Here is a 15,130-nt window from a genome sequence, read left to right as displayed (position 1 = left end):
TCTCTTAGCTTGGATATGATTTGCTCGGGTGTATGGCGCTTCTTGCTCATCTAAATCCCCTCCCGGGTTGGGCGGTCTTACCAAAAGAGTATCGAATATCCTCTCTTTCAGCTTGGACCGGTTTGAAGGGGCAAGGTCACAGATATCTACAAGAGTCCCGACTCAAAGGCCGGGAAATAGTTCCAGCAAATCCCCTAGGCGATTATTCTACCGCATTTCTGTCGCAGTCGAGGAAAATCGGAAACCTTCAAGAACCTCCAAAAACCCTAAACCACTGAAAAATATGGTACCCGGAGCCGGATTCGAACCGGCACGGCCTTCCGGCCAACGGATTTTAAGTCCGTAGTGTCTACCATTCCACCACCCGGGCCCAGGCGGTAACTTACACCACCCGGCAAGGGGGCCGAAAGTGCCGTCCACGAGGCCCCACTTCTGCGGCGCAGACAATACTTGTCTGTACCTCCCGAAATCCGATTCAAGCCAGATGAGAGAATTATTCGGTGCTGAGCAATATCCCAGAAACAAATGGCGGTTTTGTGAGGAGCGGGATTTATTCCAAAAAACCCTCGATGACCCCTTCCGCCAGGACGATCAGATTCTCGGCCTGCGCCTGGGTGAGACCCTTGCCCGTCTGGGCTTCGGCCTTGTTGATGAAGGCCTCGATCTGATTGGCGGCCGAGGTGGTATTTCCGCGCTCCAGCGAGTCCGCTGCGGCCCCGATGCTCGCCAGAAGTGCCGACTCCAGCCCCGTGGTCAACCCCAAGGTTGCCAAAGCGGCCTGAAGGTCTTCGATCAAAACTTCAGTCCTCAAGCCAATGGCCACACTCATGGCTCTTGTTGCCAGCGGAATGATTCCGGCCACGCTGTTGGTTCTCGTGTCGATGACAGTCAAATTCTTGTTGTAAACACTTGTTACGTACACAAAATTTCCATCCGGGGTGGCCGCGATACCCCCGGGCCGGATGACGGAAAAATATCCGAGGCCTGGAGCCGGCACCTGGGTATTCGACGCCGTGTCTATCACCGTCATGCTATTGGTCATCAGATTCGACACGTAGACGCGGCTCCCGTCCGGGGTCACCGTGATGCCCCAGGGCGCACTCGCTTTCCGATCATGCACCGTGGCCACAACACTGTTGGTGGATGTATCAATTACGGACACGTTGTTGGAATTCTGGTTCGCCACATACACGCGACCGCCATCGGGGCTAACGGCCAGCGAATAGGGCCATATCCCCACGGTGACATTGGCCACCACACCGTTGGTGGACGTATCGAACACGGAAACAGATTCTGAAAATCGATTGGCAACATACAAACGGGTTCCATCCGGGCTTACCTCTATATCGTTGGGTGCATCTCCCGTCTGAAAAACATCCAGGGTATTAAAGGTGTTCGTATCAATCACGGTAATGATGTCCGCGGTGAGATCGGCTACGTAGATGCGTCCGCCATCGGGGCTGACAGCGATCGGACCCGGATTTACATAGTTGGACTGGCCTAACGTCACGGTAGCTATAACGCTATGGCTGGCCGTATTGATCACCGTAACAGTGCCTGAGGCACTTGCCACATAGACGCGTTTTCCATCCCGGCTAATTACGACCTCAAAAGCATAAAGGCCAACTGGCACCGTGGTGATAACTTGACTTGTTTCTACGTCGATCACCGAAACGTGTGTTGCATAAATATGGGTCACATAGGCAAAACTCGTGTCTGCCAGGGCTGGAAACGGTCGCAAGAAAGACAGGACAAGGAGAAGAACCAACCCCAAAAACCGTGAGCGCGCTTGAATCAAGTTCCATTTCATCTCGAGATCTCCTGAAACACCATTCCCCATTTAATATTTCAATAAGGACAAAATAGCGCACGACAGACATTACAGCTACCAGTATCAGATTTTTAGGTCCCATTATTTCCTGTTTATACCAAGACTTCATCTATATGATTCTAAATTCGTTCGAGCCCAACGTGGGTCCCTCCTCCCCAAATACCGCGTCAGATTTATGCCCCTTTGCCAGAAAACCAGCATGAGAGGGGGCCAAAATCCACTGAGAATTCAAATTTTTCGCGATTTTTGCTCAACCACCCGAAAAAGAAAATTCCAAAAATCCCCTTATTTTTCGCGCCTCTTGGGCGTCAGCAAATAAATACCTAAAAATATATTCCCTTGACCAATAATTGGCACGATTCTGGCTTTATATCCTCAGTAGTTGGGATAAGTGACATTTAAAGCGGTTTTCTTAGAAGGGGTTACGCCAATGAATTTACACAATGAAGAATCTGCCTATCATCCGGACGGCGGGAGAAAGCTTCACGTCCTCGACTCTGAGGAATACCTGGAAGCCTATCAAATCGAGTGCGAAAATTTCCAGGTTATTTCGGCAACGGATTTTGGGCCGTCAGAGAAACAGGCCATCCTTGCCCAGAAAGAAGAGGCTTTCCCCATTCCTGAAATTCTGTAGGGCGAAGCCAAACGCGGGTAGCTTAATTTAGAGGCTCAAAACTATTGACTCTCTTCCCAGAGAGCATCTGCATCTGTTAGTACCTCCCCCGGACTTCCCAAAGAGAATCGCCCCGGCCTTGTAAAAGACCGGGGCGATTCTCTTTAAATTAACTATCCGTGTGCCTTACCCCGCCTACCCCGTGTACTCAAGGATGTGGAGACCAAGGCCCCAACGGTCGGCAACATAAATCAGGCCGGTTTCTTTATCGACCTGCACGTCATTGCTCTGCGGGCAGAAACGCTCTTTATTGCCCGCCGGGATGTAGTAGCCCACTTCCTTGGGGCTAAAGGGATTCGACCAGTCGACGATCCGAAGACCCGCGTTGAACCAGCTGATGTACATCAGATCGTCTTTCGTCATGTCGAGCCAGACGTTGTGCGCGCCGTGGCGCGATCCGGTCTGCGACCATTTTTTGTCCACCGGACGCATTTCATACGGATCCGTCTCATACGGCATGAAAGTACTCACCGGAATCGGGTTGTCGATGTTTCTCATGTCGTAGAAGGTGACGAACGCAGGCGGATGGTCACAGTTCACCGTTGTCGTCTCGTGGGTGACGATGGCGAACTCTGAGCCGTCTGGTACTAAGAAGCTGTGATAGCAACCCGGCCAGCCGTGGGTCTCGTGCGGGTTCTGGCGCCACATAAACTTAGGATCGGAAGGATCGGTCATGTCGAACATGACAATGCCAGCGTCCCAATAGCCGCAAGTGACGTAGTTACCGAAGGGATTTCCCTCGTGAACCCAGGCGCCATTGCCGACAATTTCGGGGTCCCAGCTGGGCGACTCGCCCTCTTTTTGACCCTCGATATGGCCAAGGCCGACAAACTCAGGCGACCAGGGGTCCTCCATGTCGTGGACCAAGAGGACCTTGCCCTCGTAGCCATCACGGAAACCCGAGCTGTACATCAACTTGCGCTTCCTGTCGTAGATGGGCCGATGGATGCCGAATCCGTCAACCTCGATATAGTTAATGAATTTGGGGTGGACGGGATCGGTGTTATCAAAAACACGCAGGCCGCCTACGACCTCGGGATCGTCCTTGAAGTCGGGCCTGATCTCGGAGTTCGTGATAAGCACTTCATCGTTGATTCGAAGAACTTTGTGGGTTCGTGCGGCAGGGCTGTCCGTGAGCTGATTGACTATCTTCGGCTTCGACGGATCCTTCACATCGAGGATCGTCATGCCGTCGTGGCCGTTCACGCCGGAGGCCGCTACATAACAAAACCCCCCACCTACCTGAATTTGGAAAGCATCGCCCCAACCATTTAAGTCAGAATGAGCAACGAGGCGCACATTGCGGCTCTCCTCGGGCCATGGCTCGGTGAGCTGGTGGTCAACGCCGATATAGGCGTCGCCGCCGCCGCCTCTGATTGGATCTGGTTTGTAATAAGGTCTCGACATGGCTCTCCCTTTCTATTAGTTCAAAAAATAAATGGATACTTTCAATGCCTCGCGTTAATACGACATCACACCTAGCGAGGCAAGAAAATCCACTAACCGGCACATCGCCAGCACCACAAATCCGTACTAAAGACCTTCATGTAGGCTTGCAACATGATTGTTTTGACCCATTTATAATACACATTATCCAGCCTCAATGCGAGGCGACAAAGCTCAAAAAGATTTCTGCATAAAATGATGCGGCCCGCTAAACATTCCGCCATTTCTCAAGATAATTAAATCGATTCGCCTATTTTGCCATCAACTTGTTCTTGACACCCCCCGCCTTGTCTTTCCATACTCATGAACCGGCTACAACCAAATCGCCCGAGCGGGGAATCTTTCCCGTCCGGCATAGGCATTAACTATTCCGGGAGCAAGGGAACATGGATATCTCACTCAGCATCAACGGCGAGGTCCACTCCTTCGACGTCGAGCCCCGCACCCTGTTGGTCCACCTGCTTCGCGACCATGCGGGGTTGACCGGAACGCACATCGCGTGCGAGACCTCCGTCTGCGGCGCGTGCACCATTCTGCTCGATGGTGAGGCGGTAAAAAGCTGCACCATCCTTGCCGTACAGGCAGACGGGGCAGAAATTACGACCATCGAAGGGCTCGCCTATGAGGGAAAACTCCATCCCATCCAGGAGCAGTTCTGGGATAAACACGGACTTCAATGCGGATTCTGCACCCCGGGAATGATCCTCACCGCCTATCAAATATTGGAGCGCAACCCCAAAGCAACAGAGGCCGAGATTCGCCGCGGCATCGAGGGAAACATATGCCGCTGCACGGGGTACCAAAATATCGTTGATGCGATAGCTGCCGCTGGGGCAGCCGCCGGGGCGCAAAAATAATAACGAGACAAGCAACAAAATAGCTGAGGGGCAACTCCCCCCCCCGGCAAAACTGAGGCAGCGAACATGGCAATAGCGCCAGAGGCGCCAAAATTTATCGGCTCTCCCATTAAAAGGCGGGAGGACCCGAAACTCATCCAGGGGCTCGCCCACTACGTGGACGACATCAAGCTTCCGGATATGCTCCACATGTCGGTCGTGCGAAGCCCGTATGGGCGCGCCACCATCAATGGCATCGACTACTCAGCCCTTATCGACATGCCGGACGTCGTGGCCGTCTACACCGCCGGTGAGCTTGCGGGCAAAGTCGGCCCCGTTCCTGTGGCGGGCCTGGTGCCGGACGCCAAGGTGCCCGCCCAGCCGGTTCTGGCCGAGAAACAGGTGAAATTCGCGGGCGAGCCCGTGGCGGTCGTTATCGCCAAATCGAGCTACGCCGCAAGCGACGCGGCGGCTCTCGTCGACATCGATTACAGTCCCGAATATGCCGTGGTGGACCTTGAAAAAGCGATCGAGCCCGGCTCTCCCAAAGTGCACGAAGAATACGACGACAACATTGCCTTCAACTGGGAACTTGCTGGTGGAGACGTCGAGCAAGGCCTCGCCGAGGCCGACGTCATCATAAATCAAAAGATTGTGAACGGCCGGGTGGCACCTCTGGCCCTTGAGACAAGAGGCGTTGTTGCCAGCTACGACGTGGGCGAGGACAAGCTCACGCTGTGGTCCTCAACCCAGGTGCCCCACAAGCTTCGAACACATATCTCCGAGCAAATCGGCTTGAGCGAGAACCGGATGCGGGTGATTACCCCCGAGGTCGGCGGCGGCTTCGGCAGCAAGCTCAACGTTTACCGTGAGGAGGCACTGGCCTCTCACATTGCTCGCGACCTGGGCCAGCCCATCAAATGGATCGAGTCGCGCTCAGAGAATTTCCTCGCCACCATCCACGGGCGTGGCCAACAAGGAGAGGTCGAGTTAGGCCTCAAAAAAGACGGCCGCCTCACCGCCCTGCGCTACACCGTCTTGGCCGATTGCGGCGCCTACTATCAATACCTGACGGTAGCGATCTTCACCTTAACCGGCCTGATGATTCCGGGTCCCTACAAGTTGCCCAATGTCGAGATGAAGGTGACCGGCGTCTTCACAAACAAAATTGCCACCGATGCCTACCGCGGCGCCGGGCGGCCCGAGGCCACCTATATCCTAGAGCGCATTATCGACATGGCAGCTGCCGAGTTGGGGATGGACCCGGTCGAAATCCGGCGAAAGAATTTTCCGGATAAATCCGAGTTTCCCTTCTCGACGGCCTCCGGACTCTCTTATGACAGCGGCGACTACGCCGGCGCGCTCAACAAGGCACTTAAAAATGCAGACTACGAGGACATGCGACGCCAGCAAGAAGCAGCCCGCAAGGAAGGGCGCTACCTGGGCATCGGCCTGTCCACCTATGTCGAGGTCTGCGGCATGGGCCCCTCTGCGGCCCTTGGCGGCCAGGGCTGGGAGAGCGCGCGGGTTCGCGTCGAGCCGGGCGGTAAGGTCACGGTATTCTCCGGCGCCTCGCCCCACGGGCAGGGTCAGAAAACCTCCTTCGCCCAGATTGTGGCCGACGGACTGGGCATCGATGTGGACAACATCGAAGTAATCCACGGAGATACCGACGTCGTTCCCTTCGGCGTGGGCACCTTCGGCAGCCGGGGCACAGTGGTCGGCGGCTCGGCGGTCTCCATTGCAAGCGACAAGGTACGCGAGAAAATGGCTCGCTATGCGGCAATGAAACTCGAGGCTGATGCGGGCGACATCGAATTTGGTGGCGGTAAAATTTTCGTTCGTGGCACGCCCGAGAAATCCGCCGATTTTGGCGATATCGCAGGCATGGCCTACTCCGCGATCGAATTGCCTCCGGGCACCGAACCGGGCCTTGAGGAAACACATTTTTTCGAGCCCCCGAATTTTACTTTCCCCTTCGGTGCCCATGTGGTGCTCGTCGAGGTAGACCCCGAAACCGGGAGCACGAAAATTCTTCGCTATGTCGCCGTGGACGATGTGGGCAACCAGATCAACCCGCTGCTGGTCGCTGGCCAGGTGCATGGCGGCATCGCCCAGGGCGTGGGACAGGCGCTTGAAGAAGAAATCCTCTACGACACAGGTGGCCAGACCATCAACGGCTCGCTCATGCACTACGCCCTGCCCAAGGCCGTTTTATTTCCGAGGTTCGAACTCGATCACACCACTACCCCGACCGACGTGAACCCCCTCGGGGCCAAGGGCGTCGGAGAGGCGGGGACGATCGGCTCTACCCCCGCCGTGGTGAACGCCGTCGTGGACGCGCTCTCTCCTTTCGGGGTGCGCCATATGGACATGCCCGTTAAGCCCGAGCGCATCTGGCGAGTCGTGGCTGCCAAGGAGGCCTAGGATGATTCCCGCTTCGTTTGATTACCTCAGGCCAGAGACCCTGGAGGAGGCCATTGGCCTTCTTGAAAAACACGGCGATGAGGCAAAACTTCTCGCTGGCGGACATAGCCTGCTTCCAGTGCTCAAGGCCCGCCTCGCGAGCCCAGGTGTCCTTATAGACATCGGGCGGATACCAGCCCTCAGCGGCATCACGCGGGATGAAAAATCTCTCATCATCGGCGCCATGACAACCCACTACCAGATTGAAAGCTCGCCCGAGATACTCAAGCTTTGCCCCCTGCTCGCCGAAACAGCCGCCGAGATCGGCGACGTTCAGGTGCGCAATCGGGGCACTATCGGCGGGGCCATCGCCCACGCAGATCCTGCCGCAGACTACCCGGCAGCGCTGATCGCTCTTGATGCGGAATTCGTCGTCACCGGCCCGACGGGTGCCCGCTCCTATCGGGCGGAGAATTTCTTCGAGGGCACCTTCGAGACCGCCATGGCTGAAAATGAAATTCTCACCTCGGTCCAGGTTCCGATCTCCCAAGATCGGAGCGGCAGCGCTTACGGCAACGAGGCGCAACAATCGAGCGGATTCGCCATCTGCGGGGTAGCCGCCATCATCGGGCTCAACGCCGAGGGCAACGTCGAGCATGCCAGCGTAGGCATCACTGGCGTTACTGCTGCCGCCTACAGGGCCACCGGCGTCGAGCGCACTATCCTCGGCATGAAGCCAACCGAGGAGAACATCGCCGACGCCGCTCTCCACGCAACCGATGACGTCGAACCCTTCGAGGATCTCTACGGTTCAGCCGATTTCCGCCGCAACCTCGCCCGTGTTTGGACTGCTCGCACACTTAAAAAAGCCGCTCAAGAGGCAAATGAATGACCGACAACTCTGATCTCATCCCTTCAATTTCCTTCGTTGAGAAACACAACAAAATCCTTATCGAAGCGCTGAGAGAGTTTGATGCCGCCACCTGGGCCCGTCAGAGCTATTGCCCCGGCTGGACCGCCTCACACGTCATCAGCCACATGACCCTGGGCGCGCGTTTTTATGCACACACCATCGAGCATGGCCGCGCGGGCGAACTCTCGATTCCCTTCGGCGCAAAAGATGTGCCCGAATTCCGCTCGATACGCATGACGATGATGGACGAACTCATCGCCCTGTCCGGCGGCGAGCGCGTTGATCGCTTCGAGGCGGCGGCGAATGACCTGCAAGACACTTTCGCCACCATTAAGCCCGAGGATCTCAACAAGCCCGCCTTTCACCCCAGGGGCCCCACCCCCGTCAAATACTTTCCGGGCCAGCGCTTCTACGAGCTCATCCTCCACGAATGGGACATTCGAAACGAGCCAGACGCCTCGCTCATCCCCGTGGGGCTCGATCACGGCCTCGACATTTTAAAAGAGCGGCTGCCGTTTTTTTATGGCCAATCGCCCGATCCCGATCTCGAAGGCATCTATGTCATCGAGACAACCGATCCGGCTCATGCCTGGACCGTCGAGATCAAGGACAAAAAAGCCACCTATGTTTCTGAAGCCGCCTCCAGCCCTGACGTTCGCCTCGCAGCCGGGGCCAGCGACATGATTCGCCTCACCTCGGGCCGCGCCGATATCGAGGCAAAACGAGCCTCGGGAGAATTCAAAGTCACCGGCAATGAAACCATGGCCGAGGTATTCATCAAAATACTTTTCAACCCTTTCTAGTGCCGCATTCTTTTTCCCTTTCAATTGTATCGAGGTTAGTTCATGGCCAAAAAAGAGGTTCCCGAGACAAACGTCGCCAAAGCCCACGCAGTATGGGAAGGGGCCGAATGCTCCCGTATCACCCCCCCCTCCGGGCAGACTCTCTACATCGACTCACCCGCCTACGCGGGTGGTGAGCCCAAGGGGCCCGCGCCCACCGAGATGATGATGTGCGCCTACGCCGGCGCGACCGCCATGCTCCTCTACCGGATCACGCAGGGTATGGGCATCACCATCCACGAGCTAGAGGTGGACGCGCGAGGTACCTACAGCCCGCGCGGCATCGCCGGGGCCGAGGGCTATCATCCGTGCTACACCGAGGTCGAGGTGGACATCAAAATCCGCACCGACGCGGCCTCCGATCAGATCGAACAAATCAAGTTCGAACGGCGGCTGCGTTGTCCGTCCTACGGCGTCCTCGCGGCGAGCGGCGCCGAGATGAAAGAAAACTGGGACGTCTCCTCCTAAAAATCGGCGACTCTAATTCATGAAACTCCTTATCGACGGCTACAACGTCATTCCCGCCATTCCAGAGCTGGGCCGCACCCTCCGCGCCGATCTTGAGCAAGGCCGCGAGGCGTTTCTCAAGCTTCTGGGCGAGTATCGACGCACATCGCAAGCCAAATTCGAGATCACCGTCGTCTTCGATGGACAAAGAGGAATGGAAACAGGAAACGGGCGCGTTCACGGGGTCGGCGTACGTTTTTCTCGGGGCGAAATTGCCGACGATCTGATTGTGCGGCTGATGAGGGATGAATTCAGAGGGGCAACGCTCGTCACCTCCGACCGAGAGCTTAGAGACCGTGCAGAGCCCATGGCGGGGGCGCTGATTCGCTCAGGGGAGTTCGCCGACCGGCTCATCATGACCATGGCGGCCGAAGGCGGGGTCGAGATGGAAGAGCGGCCCAAACGGATCACGACCAAGAAAAAAGGAAATCCCCGAAAGCTTTCCAAAAAAGAGCGCGCCCAGAGGCGATCGATGGATAAGCTCTAGGGCTTTTTGAGGTAGTTTCTTTCTTTATATAAAACCATATCTATTTTCTTGCCTGTATGCTGTTCCTGATCTTTAAAGGACCGTCAATACTCATCATTTCAACATCTCCCATTCCTCTTCCCCTAACTGTTACGTTTCCATAGTTAAATATTCGACCAAACATTCCCTGAGAAAGAGAAATACTCTCAACCGCCCCTCTATCCATTTCTTCTGTATTTCGGAAGATCAATCCTTTCCTGTGTACAATTCTACTACTGGTCACAACCATCTCGTGGGCAAGTCTTCGAATAAAAGTTCCAAGAAAACCAAAAAAGACAGAAAAAACCAACACTCCCAGCATTGCTAAAATAATCAATTGGTTCGAACTGTTTGGATAATTAAAATTTTCATTCTTCAGAATTGCAATTTCAGATTCAGGAACAATAAAAAATACAGAAACTAAAACAGCTTCCCAGAAGAGCAAACCAACACAAGTGGGTTTCATGGATATTCTCGCCGTGACCACAACCTCTTCACCTTCCTGTAATGTTTTCTTTACGTATGACATTTCCCCTCCCCGCTTCTTACAAGAATTCATTTAACCCTACCAATCCACAACCATCCTCCGCCACACAATGGCTATGAAAATTTCAATGATGCGATACTTCTTATTATAAATTTATTTCTATTAATTTCAAACGTGGCTTTTTCAATTGGGATGCTGTGGCAGTCGCGGATTATGCCCATAACTCAGAGCCCGAGCTGCCCGCGCGATAAGCTCTAGCGCTTTTTGAGGTAGCCACGCTCGATGATCATTTTGGCGAAGGCATCGGCGAGAACGGCGTGGCCCAGATCGCCGATGTGTCCGTCCTTGGGATGCTGGTAGAGCTTTCGGGGCGTTGGATGGCTTTCAAACAATTTCATGACATCATAAAAAGGAAGGCCCGCCTCCAGGCTCAACTGGCGGAGCGCCCGGAATTCACCCTGATGCGGCGGTGAACCAAGCGCGCCGCCCGCAGGCATATAATACATGACGATGGGTAGTTTGGTTTTCTCGCGGGTCTTTTTCCACTCCGAAACCATCTCTTTCAGATCGGCAACGCGCCCCGCCTTTTTATCAAAATCGCGGGACAGCGTTTTTTGCTCGGATTCAAAATTCGCATGGGGGTTGCGGCGCTTGTAGTCGCGCTCGGCCCGCCGAATTTTCCGGTAGTTGAACCACATATGATAAAGGCGCGGGCTCCACGAAGATGCGGCTTTTTTTCGCTTCACCTCCGCTTCCTCTTCCCGCAGTTTATTCGCCTTGTAGCTCTTAACGTGCTGCTCAAGGCTCGATTTATAGACATCGTCCACAAAAAATTCGGCCAGTATCAGATCAGGCTTAAAACGCAGCCCCCGAGTTTTTAGATACCCGAGCGATTGGACGCTGTGCCAGGCGGGAACACCCGCATTGAGCACCTCGACCCGATAACCAGCGGCTCGGAGTTTCGCCTCAAGCACACGGAGATAGGTTTTCTCCTCGGCGACCCCCCATCCAAAAGAGAATGAATCACCCAACCCGAGGATGCGGAACACGCCCTCGGGCTTGTCTAGAGTTGTCTCCGGCCCCCGGAGGCCGTGCGAGTTGATTCCGATGTGGTAGCCGATATCGACATGCCAGCCCTCGGCGCCGGGGCGGTTCATCCAGCCGAGATCGGGGGAATACATCGCATAGCTTTTCACTCGGGGGCGGCTCATGGGCGGGTCCAAGACAATGAGAGCCACCTCGGCCAGCACCAGCGCCAAGAGGGTGGCAACGGTGGCCGCCGCCAATCGGCCAGCGGCAAGACACCAGGGAGTCTTATCTGAGACAATGGCGAGCGTTGAGGCAAAAACGGCGATGAAAAAAGCCGGGTGCGCGTGAAAGGCATAGCCCGATGTCAGATGAACGATCACGACGATCAGGCCAAGGACCCCCGCCGGGAAAAATATTTTTGCGTGGCGAGTGGGCACAGGAGCCTCGCCCCGCCTGAACAACACCCCTGCCGCAAGAAACAATGCGCCAAAGAGCAGCCACCAAAGGGCGTTTGCCTGGGTGCTCGCCTGGGCACGGGCCCCGCCCACGGGTTTTATCGAAAAGAAATCACCAAGACGAATGAAGTAGTTCCTGAAATCAACGCGGCGAACATAAAGACGTCCCCCCTCGGGGAGGCGAAAGGAGATATTCCGCGCCGCGCCCTTGAGAGCAAAGGGAGCCGAAAATTCAACCCGCCGCCACTTTCCGCCCCCCTTGAGGTGGGCCACCGCCACGCCATCGAGCTGCGCCGAGGCACTGCCGCTGCTATCAAGAAGATAGAAAACACGAACCCAGTATGCGTCAGCGCCAGGATTTGAGAATCGAAGGATGGGTTGCGAGATTTTACTCTCAATCACCCGGCGGCGACCTCGAAGATAAGCAGGAGATGTCCATGAACCCGCCACCGCCGCATGGGGAGCGGAAAGCCTGCGGCGCACAGGCGCAGGGGCGCTGTCTACGGCCAGATGAAAAGCGGCCCCGGCCAACAAGATCGACACCACAAATACGGCCCAGTTGCGCATCAAACCCTCACCCCGACCTGATGATTCAAAATTAGGTGGAACATATGATTATTTCTGGACGGAATTAGTTGAATCGAAAAAACGAGAAATCGATTATTTCGTCAGCAAGAAGTTGCCCACAACAAGGATATCCATCTCCGAGGCCATGAAGGTGTGGTAGGCGTTTGCCGCCGTGTTCACGATGGGCTCGCCGCGCAGGTTGAACGAGGTGTTCAGCACCACGGGAACCCCCGAGGCCTCGCCGAAGGTTTCGATCAGACGGTGGTAGCGCGGGCTCTGTTCTTTGAAAACTGTCTGGAGGCGTCCGGTGCCGTCCACGTGGGTAATTGCGGGAAGCTTCGCCTTGGCCTCCTCGCGCACCGGAACGACCAGGAGCATGAACCGCGCCGGGTAGTGACGCTCGGGCTCATCGATATCGAAATACTCACCCGCACGGGAGGAGAGCACCGAGGGCGCAAACGGACGGAAGGGCTCGCGGAATTTAATCTTCGTGTTGACGATTTCCTTCATCGCCTCACTCGTGGGATTGCCAATTATGGAGCGATGACCCAGCGCACGGGGACCCCATTCGAAGCGTCCCTGATGCCAGCCGATGACATCGCCCGCCATGAGGCGCTCGACGACGCGGGCAATTAGTTTCGACTCATCGTCAATCTCTTCCCATTTCGCACCCTCCTCGCGGAGTTGCTCGGCCGCCTCGGCGGCGCTGTACTCCTCACCCCAATAGGCGTGGCTCATTACTGGCGTACGCTTGCCCTTGAGCAAAGCGTTGTGGACGTAGAGCGCCGCGCCCAGGGCACCGCCGCCGTCGCCCGCCGCTGGCTGGATATACAAATCTTTAAAACCCGATTCTTTAAGGATGCGCCCGTTCGCAACAGAATTAAGAGCCACCCCGCCCGCCATGCAGAGCTGGTCGAGGCCTGTTGAGCGGTGAAGCGAGCGGGCCATGTCGAGGACAAGCTCCTCTGTTACTTTCTGGATGCTCGCGGCAATGTCGGCGTAGTGCTCGTTCAGTTTGCAGGCCGCCTCGTAGTCGGGTGGTTTATCGCCATAGTAGCTGGGATAGCCCGAGGTTCGCGTAAAGAAATTGCTCTCGGGCTCGCGCGAGGGACCAAGCAGGTCAACCAGTTTGTCGCTAAAACTTTGCGTCGCCGAGCGATGGAAAGTGAAGTAGTCCATCTCAAGTGAGAAGTTGCCCTCCCCCTCGCGGCGCACGGTTTTCCACACTTCATCGACATACTTGGGCTCGCCGTAGGGCGCCATACCCATGACCTTGTATTCGCCCTCGTTGACCTCAAAGCCGAGGTAGGCGGTGAAGGCGCTGTAGAGAAGGCCAAGCGAATGCGGGAAGCGCTGCTCCCGCTCAAGGGTGATGTCCTGCCCTCTGGCCTGGCCCATCGTCGTCGTCGCCCACTCGCCCACACCATCCACGGTGAGAATCGCCGCCTCATCGAAGGGCGATGAATAATAGGCGCTCGCGGCGTGTGACATGTGGTGCTCGACGAAAAGAATTTTTTCTAGCGGAATCCCCAGGCGCTTGTAGATGATGCCCTTGACCCAGAGCTTGTCGCCAAACCAGTTGATCATCGCCTCCTGGAACACCTTGAGCGAGCCCGGAAATGTCTGAAGCACGGTGTTGAGGATGCGCTCGAACTTAAGGAAGGGTTTTTCGTAGAATACAACGTAGTCGAGATCGCCAGCCTCGATACCCGCTTTTTTCAGGCAGAACTCCACGGCCAGCTCTGGATAGCCAAAATCGTGTTTGACCCGGCTGAAGCGCTCCTCCTCGGAGGCCGCAACAAGCTCACCGTCACGCAACAAAGCCGCAGCCGCATCATGATAAAAACAACTGATTCCCAGAATATGCAATGGTTATTACCTATCCCTGACGAGCGGCATCGTCCATGGTGGCCTCGCTCTGCTCACGATCAATAAAGCCGGCGTCGCCGCTAAGGCGGAGAGGGTCCTTGAACAGGCGAAAAGGTATCGCCGCAAGGGGCAGAATAACAATATAGAGGATCGTACATATGACCAAGGAGTTGAAGCGGGCGATCTTTTTCGCCACACGCTTCCAACCCTCCCAGAGCCGCTTGAGCATCCTCTTCTCCTTCTAGAAAAGCGTATAGACAAACGGCGCCAGCGCGCTCGACTGCGCCAGAAACATCAGACCCGAAAAAAGGAGTAGTACAATCACGATTGGCGCCATCCACCATATCTTGTTGTGCCACATAAACTCGAATAGCTCTTTGAGGGTACCCAAAATAGCTCTAAACATCATGAGACTCCATCAGCGTTGTTTTGATACCACTCGACAGTGTGACGAAGCCCCTCATCGAAGGAAACAAGGACCTCGAATTTCAATATTTCTTTTGCCTTCGACACATTTGCTTGGGAGCGGAAAACGTCGCCTTTCCTTGCTGGCGCATAGGTCGCATCGATGCCTTCGGTTCCCGTGATCGCACACAGCTTAGAGAATAGCTCGTTCACAGAATGGTTATCACCCGCAGCCATGTTGAATACTTCGCCTCCCGCACCATCTGCCTTCATTGCAAGAATATTGCCTGACACCACGTTGTCGATGTAGGTGAAATCACGACTCTGCTCACCGTCTCCAAATATCTTTGGTGATTTTC

Annotated in this window: 15 protein-coding genes and 1 tRNA gene; 7 read left to right on the top strand and 9 right to left on the bottom strand. The window is 55.5% G+C overall.

Translation table 11 applies throughout. From position 1 onward, the window contains the following. Window positions 1–284: 284 nt before the first annotated feature. Both HOJ95_14415 and HOJ95_14410 read right to left on the bottom strand, forming a co-directional pair. Window positions 285–370: transfer RNA gene (locus HOJ95_14415), tRNA-Leu, on the bottom strand. A gap of 180 nt (window positions 371–550) precedes the next feature. Further along, window positions 551–1,810, bottom strand: coding sequence for a YncE family protein (locus HOJ95_14410; protein MBT6395892.1), 1,260 nt, complete (start codon window positions 1,808–1,810; stop codon window positions 551–553). A gap of 451 nt (window positions 1,811–2,261) precedes the next feature. Here HOJ95_14410 and HOJ95_14405 point away from each other — a divergent pair, with 451 nt between their 5' ends. Beyond that, window positions 2,262–2,465, top strand: coding sequence for a hypothetical protein (locus tag HOJ95_14405; GenBank protein MBT6395891.1), 204 nt, complete (start codon window positions 2,262–2,264; stop codon window positions 2,463–2,465). 174 nt (window positions 2,466–2,639) lie between these two features. Here HOJ95_14405 and HOJ95_14400 read toward each other — a convergent pair whose 3' ends face one another. Continuing rightward, window positions 2,640–3,911, bottom strand: a complete 1,272-nt coding sequence (locus HOJ95_14400) for a hypothetical protein (GenBank protein ID MBT6395890.1) — start codon at window positions 3,909–3,911, stop codon at window positions 2,640–2,642. 425 nt (window positions 3,912–4,336) lie between these two features. Here HOJ95_14400 and HOJ95_14395 point away from each other — a divergent pair, with 425 nt between their 5' ends. The 6 genes from HOJ95_14395 to HOJ95_14370 all read left to right on the top strand — a co-directional run bounded on the left by HOJ95_14395 (window position 4,337) and on the right by HOJ95_14370 (window position 9,941). Further along, entirely contained in the window at window positions 4,337–4,807 is a 471-nt protein-coding gene (locus tag HOJ95_14395; protein MBT6395889.1) for a (2Fe-2S)-binding protein, read from the top strand. 66 nt (window positions 4,808–4,873) lie between these two features. Next, the gene (locus HOJ95_14390) at window positions 4,874–7,213 is read left to right on the top strand and encodes a xanthine dehydrogenase family protein molybdopterin-binding subunit (protein ID MBT6395888.1); all 2,340 of its coding nucleotides are present in this window, start codon (window positions 4,874–4,876) and stop codon (window positions 7,211–7,213) included. Window position 7,214: 1 nt separating this feature from the next. Next, window positions 7,215–8,084, top strand: a complete 870-nt coding sequence (locus HOJ95_14385) for a xanthine dehydrogenase family protein subunit M (protein MBT6395887.1) — start codon at window positions 7,215–7,217, stop codon at window positions 8,082–8,084. Continuing rightward, entirely contained in the window at window positions 8,081–8,908 is an 828-nt protein-coding gene (locus tag HOJ95_14380) for a maleylpyruvate isomerase family mycothiol-dependent enzyme (protein ID MBT6395886.1), read from the top strand. The genes HOJ95_14385 and HOJ95_14380 overlap by 4 nt, the downstream gene beginning before the upstream one ends. 42 nt (window positions 8,909–8,950) lie before the next feature. Further along, window positions 8,951–9,415, top strand: a complete 465-nt coding sequence (locus tag HOJ95_14375) for a hypothetical protein (protein MBT6395885.1) — start codon at window positions 8,951–8,953, stop codon at window positions 9,413–9,415. Between the two features lie 19 nt (window positions 9,416–9,434). Continuing rightward, complete coding sequence (locus HOJ95_14370) at window positions 9,435–9,941, top strand: hypothetical protein (protein MBT6395884.1); 507 nt, start codon at window positions 9,435–9,437, stop codon at window positions 9,939–9,941. Window positions 9,942–9,981: 40 nt separating this feature from the next. On the opposite strand, the gene HOJ95_14365 is transcribed toward HOJ95_14370, so the two are convergent. The 6 genes from HOJ95_14365 to HOJ95_14340 all read right to left on the bottom strand — a co-directional run. Beyond that, window positions 9,982–10,488 (bottom strand): PH domain-containing protein, encoded by a 507-nt coding sequence (locus HOJ95_14365; GenBank protein MBT6395883.1) that lies wholly within the window; start codon window positions 10,486–10,488, stop codon window positions 9,982–9,984. A gap of 212 nt (window positions 10,489–10,700) precedes the next feature. Then, complete coding sequence (locus HOJ95_14360) at window positions 10,701–12,497, bottom strand: hypothetical protein (GenBank protein ID MBT6395882.1); 1,797 nt, start codon at window positions 12,495–12,497, stop codon at window positions 10,701–10,703. Between the two features lie 93 nt (window positions 12,498–12,590). Next, a complete protein-coding gene (locus HOJ95_14355) occupies window positions 12,591–14,366 on the bottom strand; it encodes a hypothetical protein (GenBank protein ID MBT6395881.1) in 1,776 nt (591 codons plus the stop codon). 10 nt (window positions 14,367–14,376) lie between these two features. Then, window positions 14,377–14,595: a hypothetical protein gene (locus tag HOJ95_14350; protein ID MBT6395880.1), complete on the bottom strand. Its 219-nt coding sequence runs from the start codon at window positions 14,593–14,595 to the stop codon at window positions 14,377–14,379. Between the two features lie 12 nt (window positions 14,596–14,607). Next, the gene (locus HOJ95_14345; GenBank protein MBT6395879.1) at window positions 14,608–14,772 is read right to left on the bottom strand and encodes a hypothetical protein; all 165 of its coding nucleotides are present in this window, start codon (window positions 14,770–14,772) and stop codon (window positions 14,608–14,610) included. After that, on the bottom strand, window positions 14,772–15,130 hold a 359-nt coding region (locus HOJ95_14340; GenBank protein ID MBT6395878.1), incomplete at its 5' end, for an NAD-dependent epimerase/dehydratase family protein. The genes HOJ95_14345 and HOJ95_14340, both read right to left, overlap by 1 nt.

The organism is Nitrospinaceae bacterium, assembly GCA_018669005.1.
Classification (GTDB): Bacteria; UBA8248; UBA8248; order UBA8248; family UBA8248; genus UBA8248.
The sequence above is the reverse complement of the archived record's forward strand: the minus strand, read 5'-3'. Positions and strand labels throughout refer to the sequence as shown.

Coding starts and splice junctions, on each gene's coding strand:
- HOJ95_14410 (MBT6395892.1), bottom strand. CDS start 1,810: ATGAAATGGAACTTGATTCAAGCGCGCTCACGGTTTTTGGGGTTGGTT.
- HOJ95_14360 (MBT6395882.1), bottom strand. CDS start 12,497: ATGCGCAACTGGGCCGTATTTGTGGTGTCGATCTTGTTGGCCGGGGCC.
- HOJ95_14385 (MBT6395887.1), top strand. CDS start 7,215: ATGATTCCCGCTTCGTTTGATTACCTCAGGCCAGAGACCCTGGAGGAG.
- HOJ95_14345 (MBT6395879.1), bottom strand. CDS start 14,772: ATGTTTAGAGCTATTTTGGGTACCCTCAAAGAGCTATTCGAGTTTATG.
- HOJ95_14365 (MBT6395883.1), bottom strand. CDS start 10,488: ATGTCATACGTAAAGAAAACATTACAGGAAGGTGAAGAGGTTGTGGTC.
- HOJ95_14370 (MBT6395884.1), top strand. CDS start 9,435: ATGAAACTCCTTATCGACGGCTACAACGTCATTCCCGCCATTCCAGAG.
- HOJ95_14395 (MBT6395889.1), top strand. CDS start 4,337: ATGGATATCTCACTCAGCATCAACGGCGAGGTCCACTCCTTCGACGTC.
- HOJ95_14380 (MBT6395886.1), top strand. CDS start 8,081: ATGACCGACAACTCTGATCTCATCCCTTCAATTTCCTTCGTTGAGAAA.
- HOJ95_14400 (MBT6395890.1), bottom strand. CDS start 3,911: ATGTCGAGACCTTATTACAAACCAGATCCAATCAGAGGCGGCGGCGGC.
- HOJ95_14350 (MBT6395880.1), bottom strand. CDS start 14,595: ATGCTCAAGCGGCTCTGGGAGGGTTGGAAGCGTGTGGCGAAAAAGATC.
- HOJ95_14375 (MBT6395885.1), top strand. CDS start 8,951: ATGGCCAAAAAAGAGGTTCCCGAGACAAACGTCGCCAAAGCCCACGCA.
- HOJ95_14390 (MBT6395888.1), top strand. CDS start 4,874: ATGGCAATAGCGCCAGAGGCGCCAAAATTTATCGGCTCTCCCATTAAA.
- HOJ95_14405 (MBT6395891.1), top strand. CDS start 2,262: ATGAATTTACACAATGAAGAATCTGCCTATCATCCGGACGGCGGGAGA.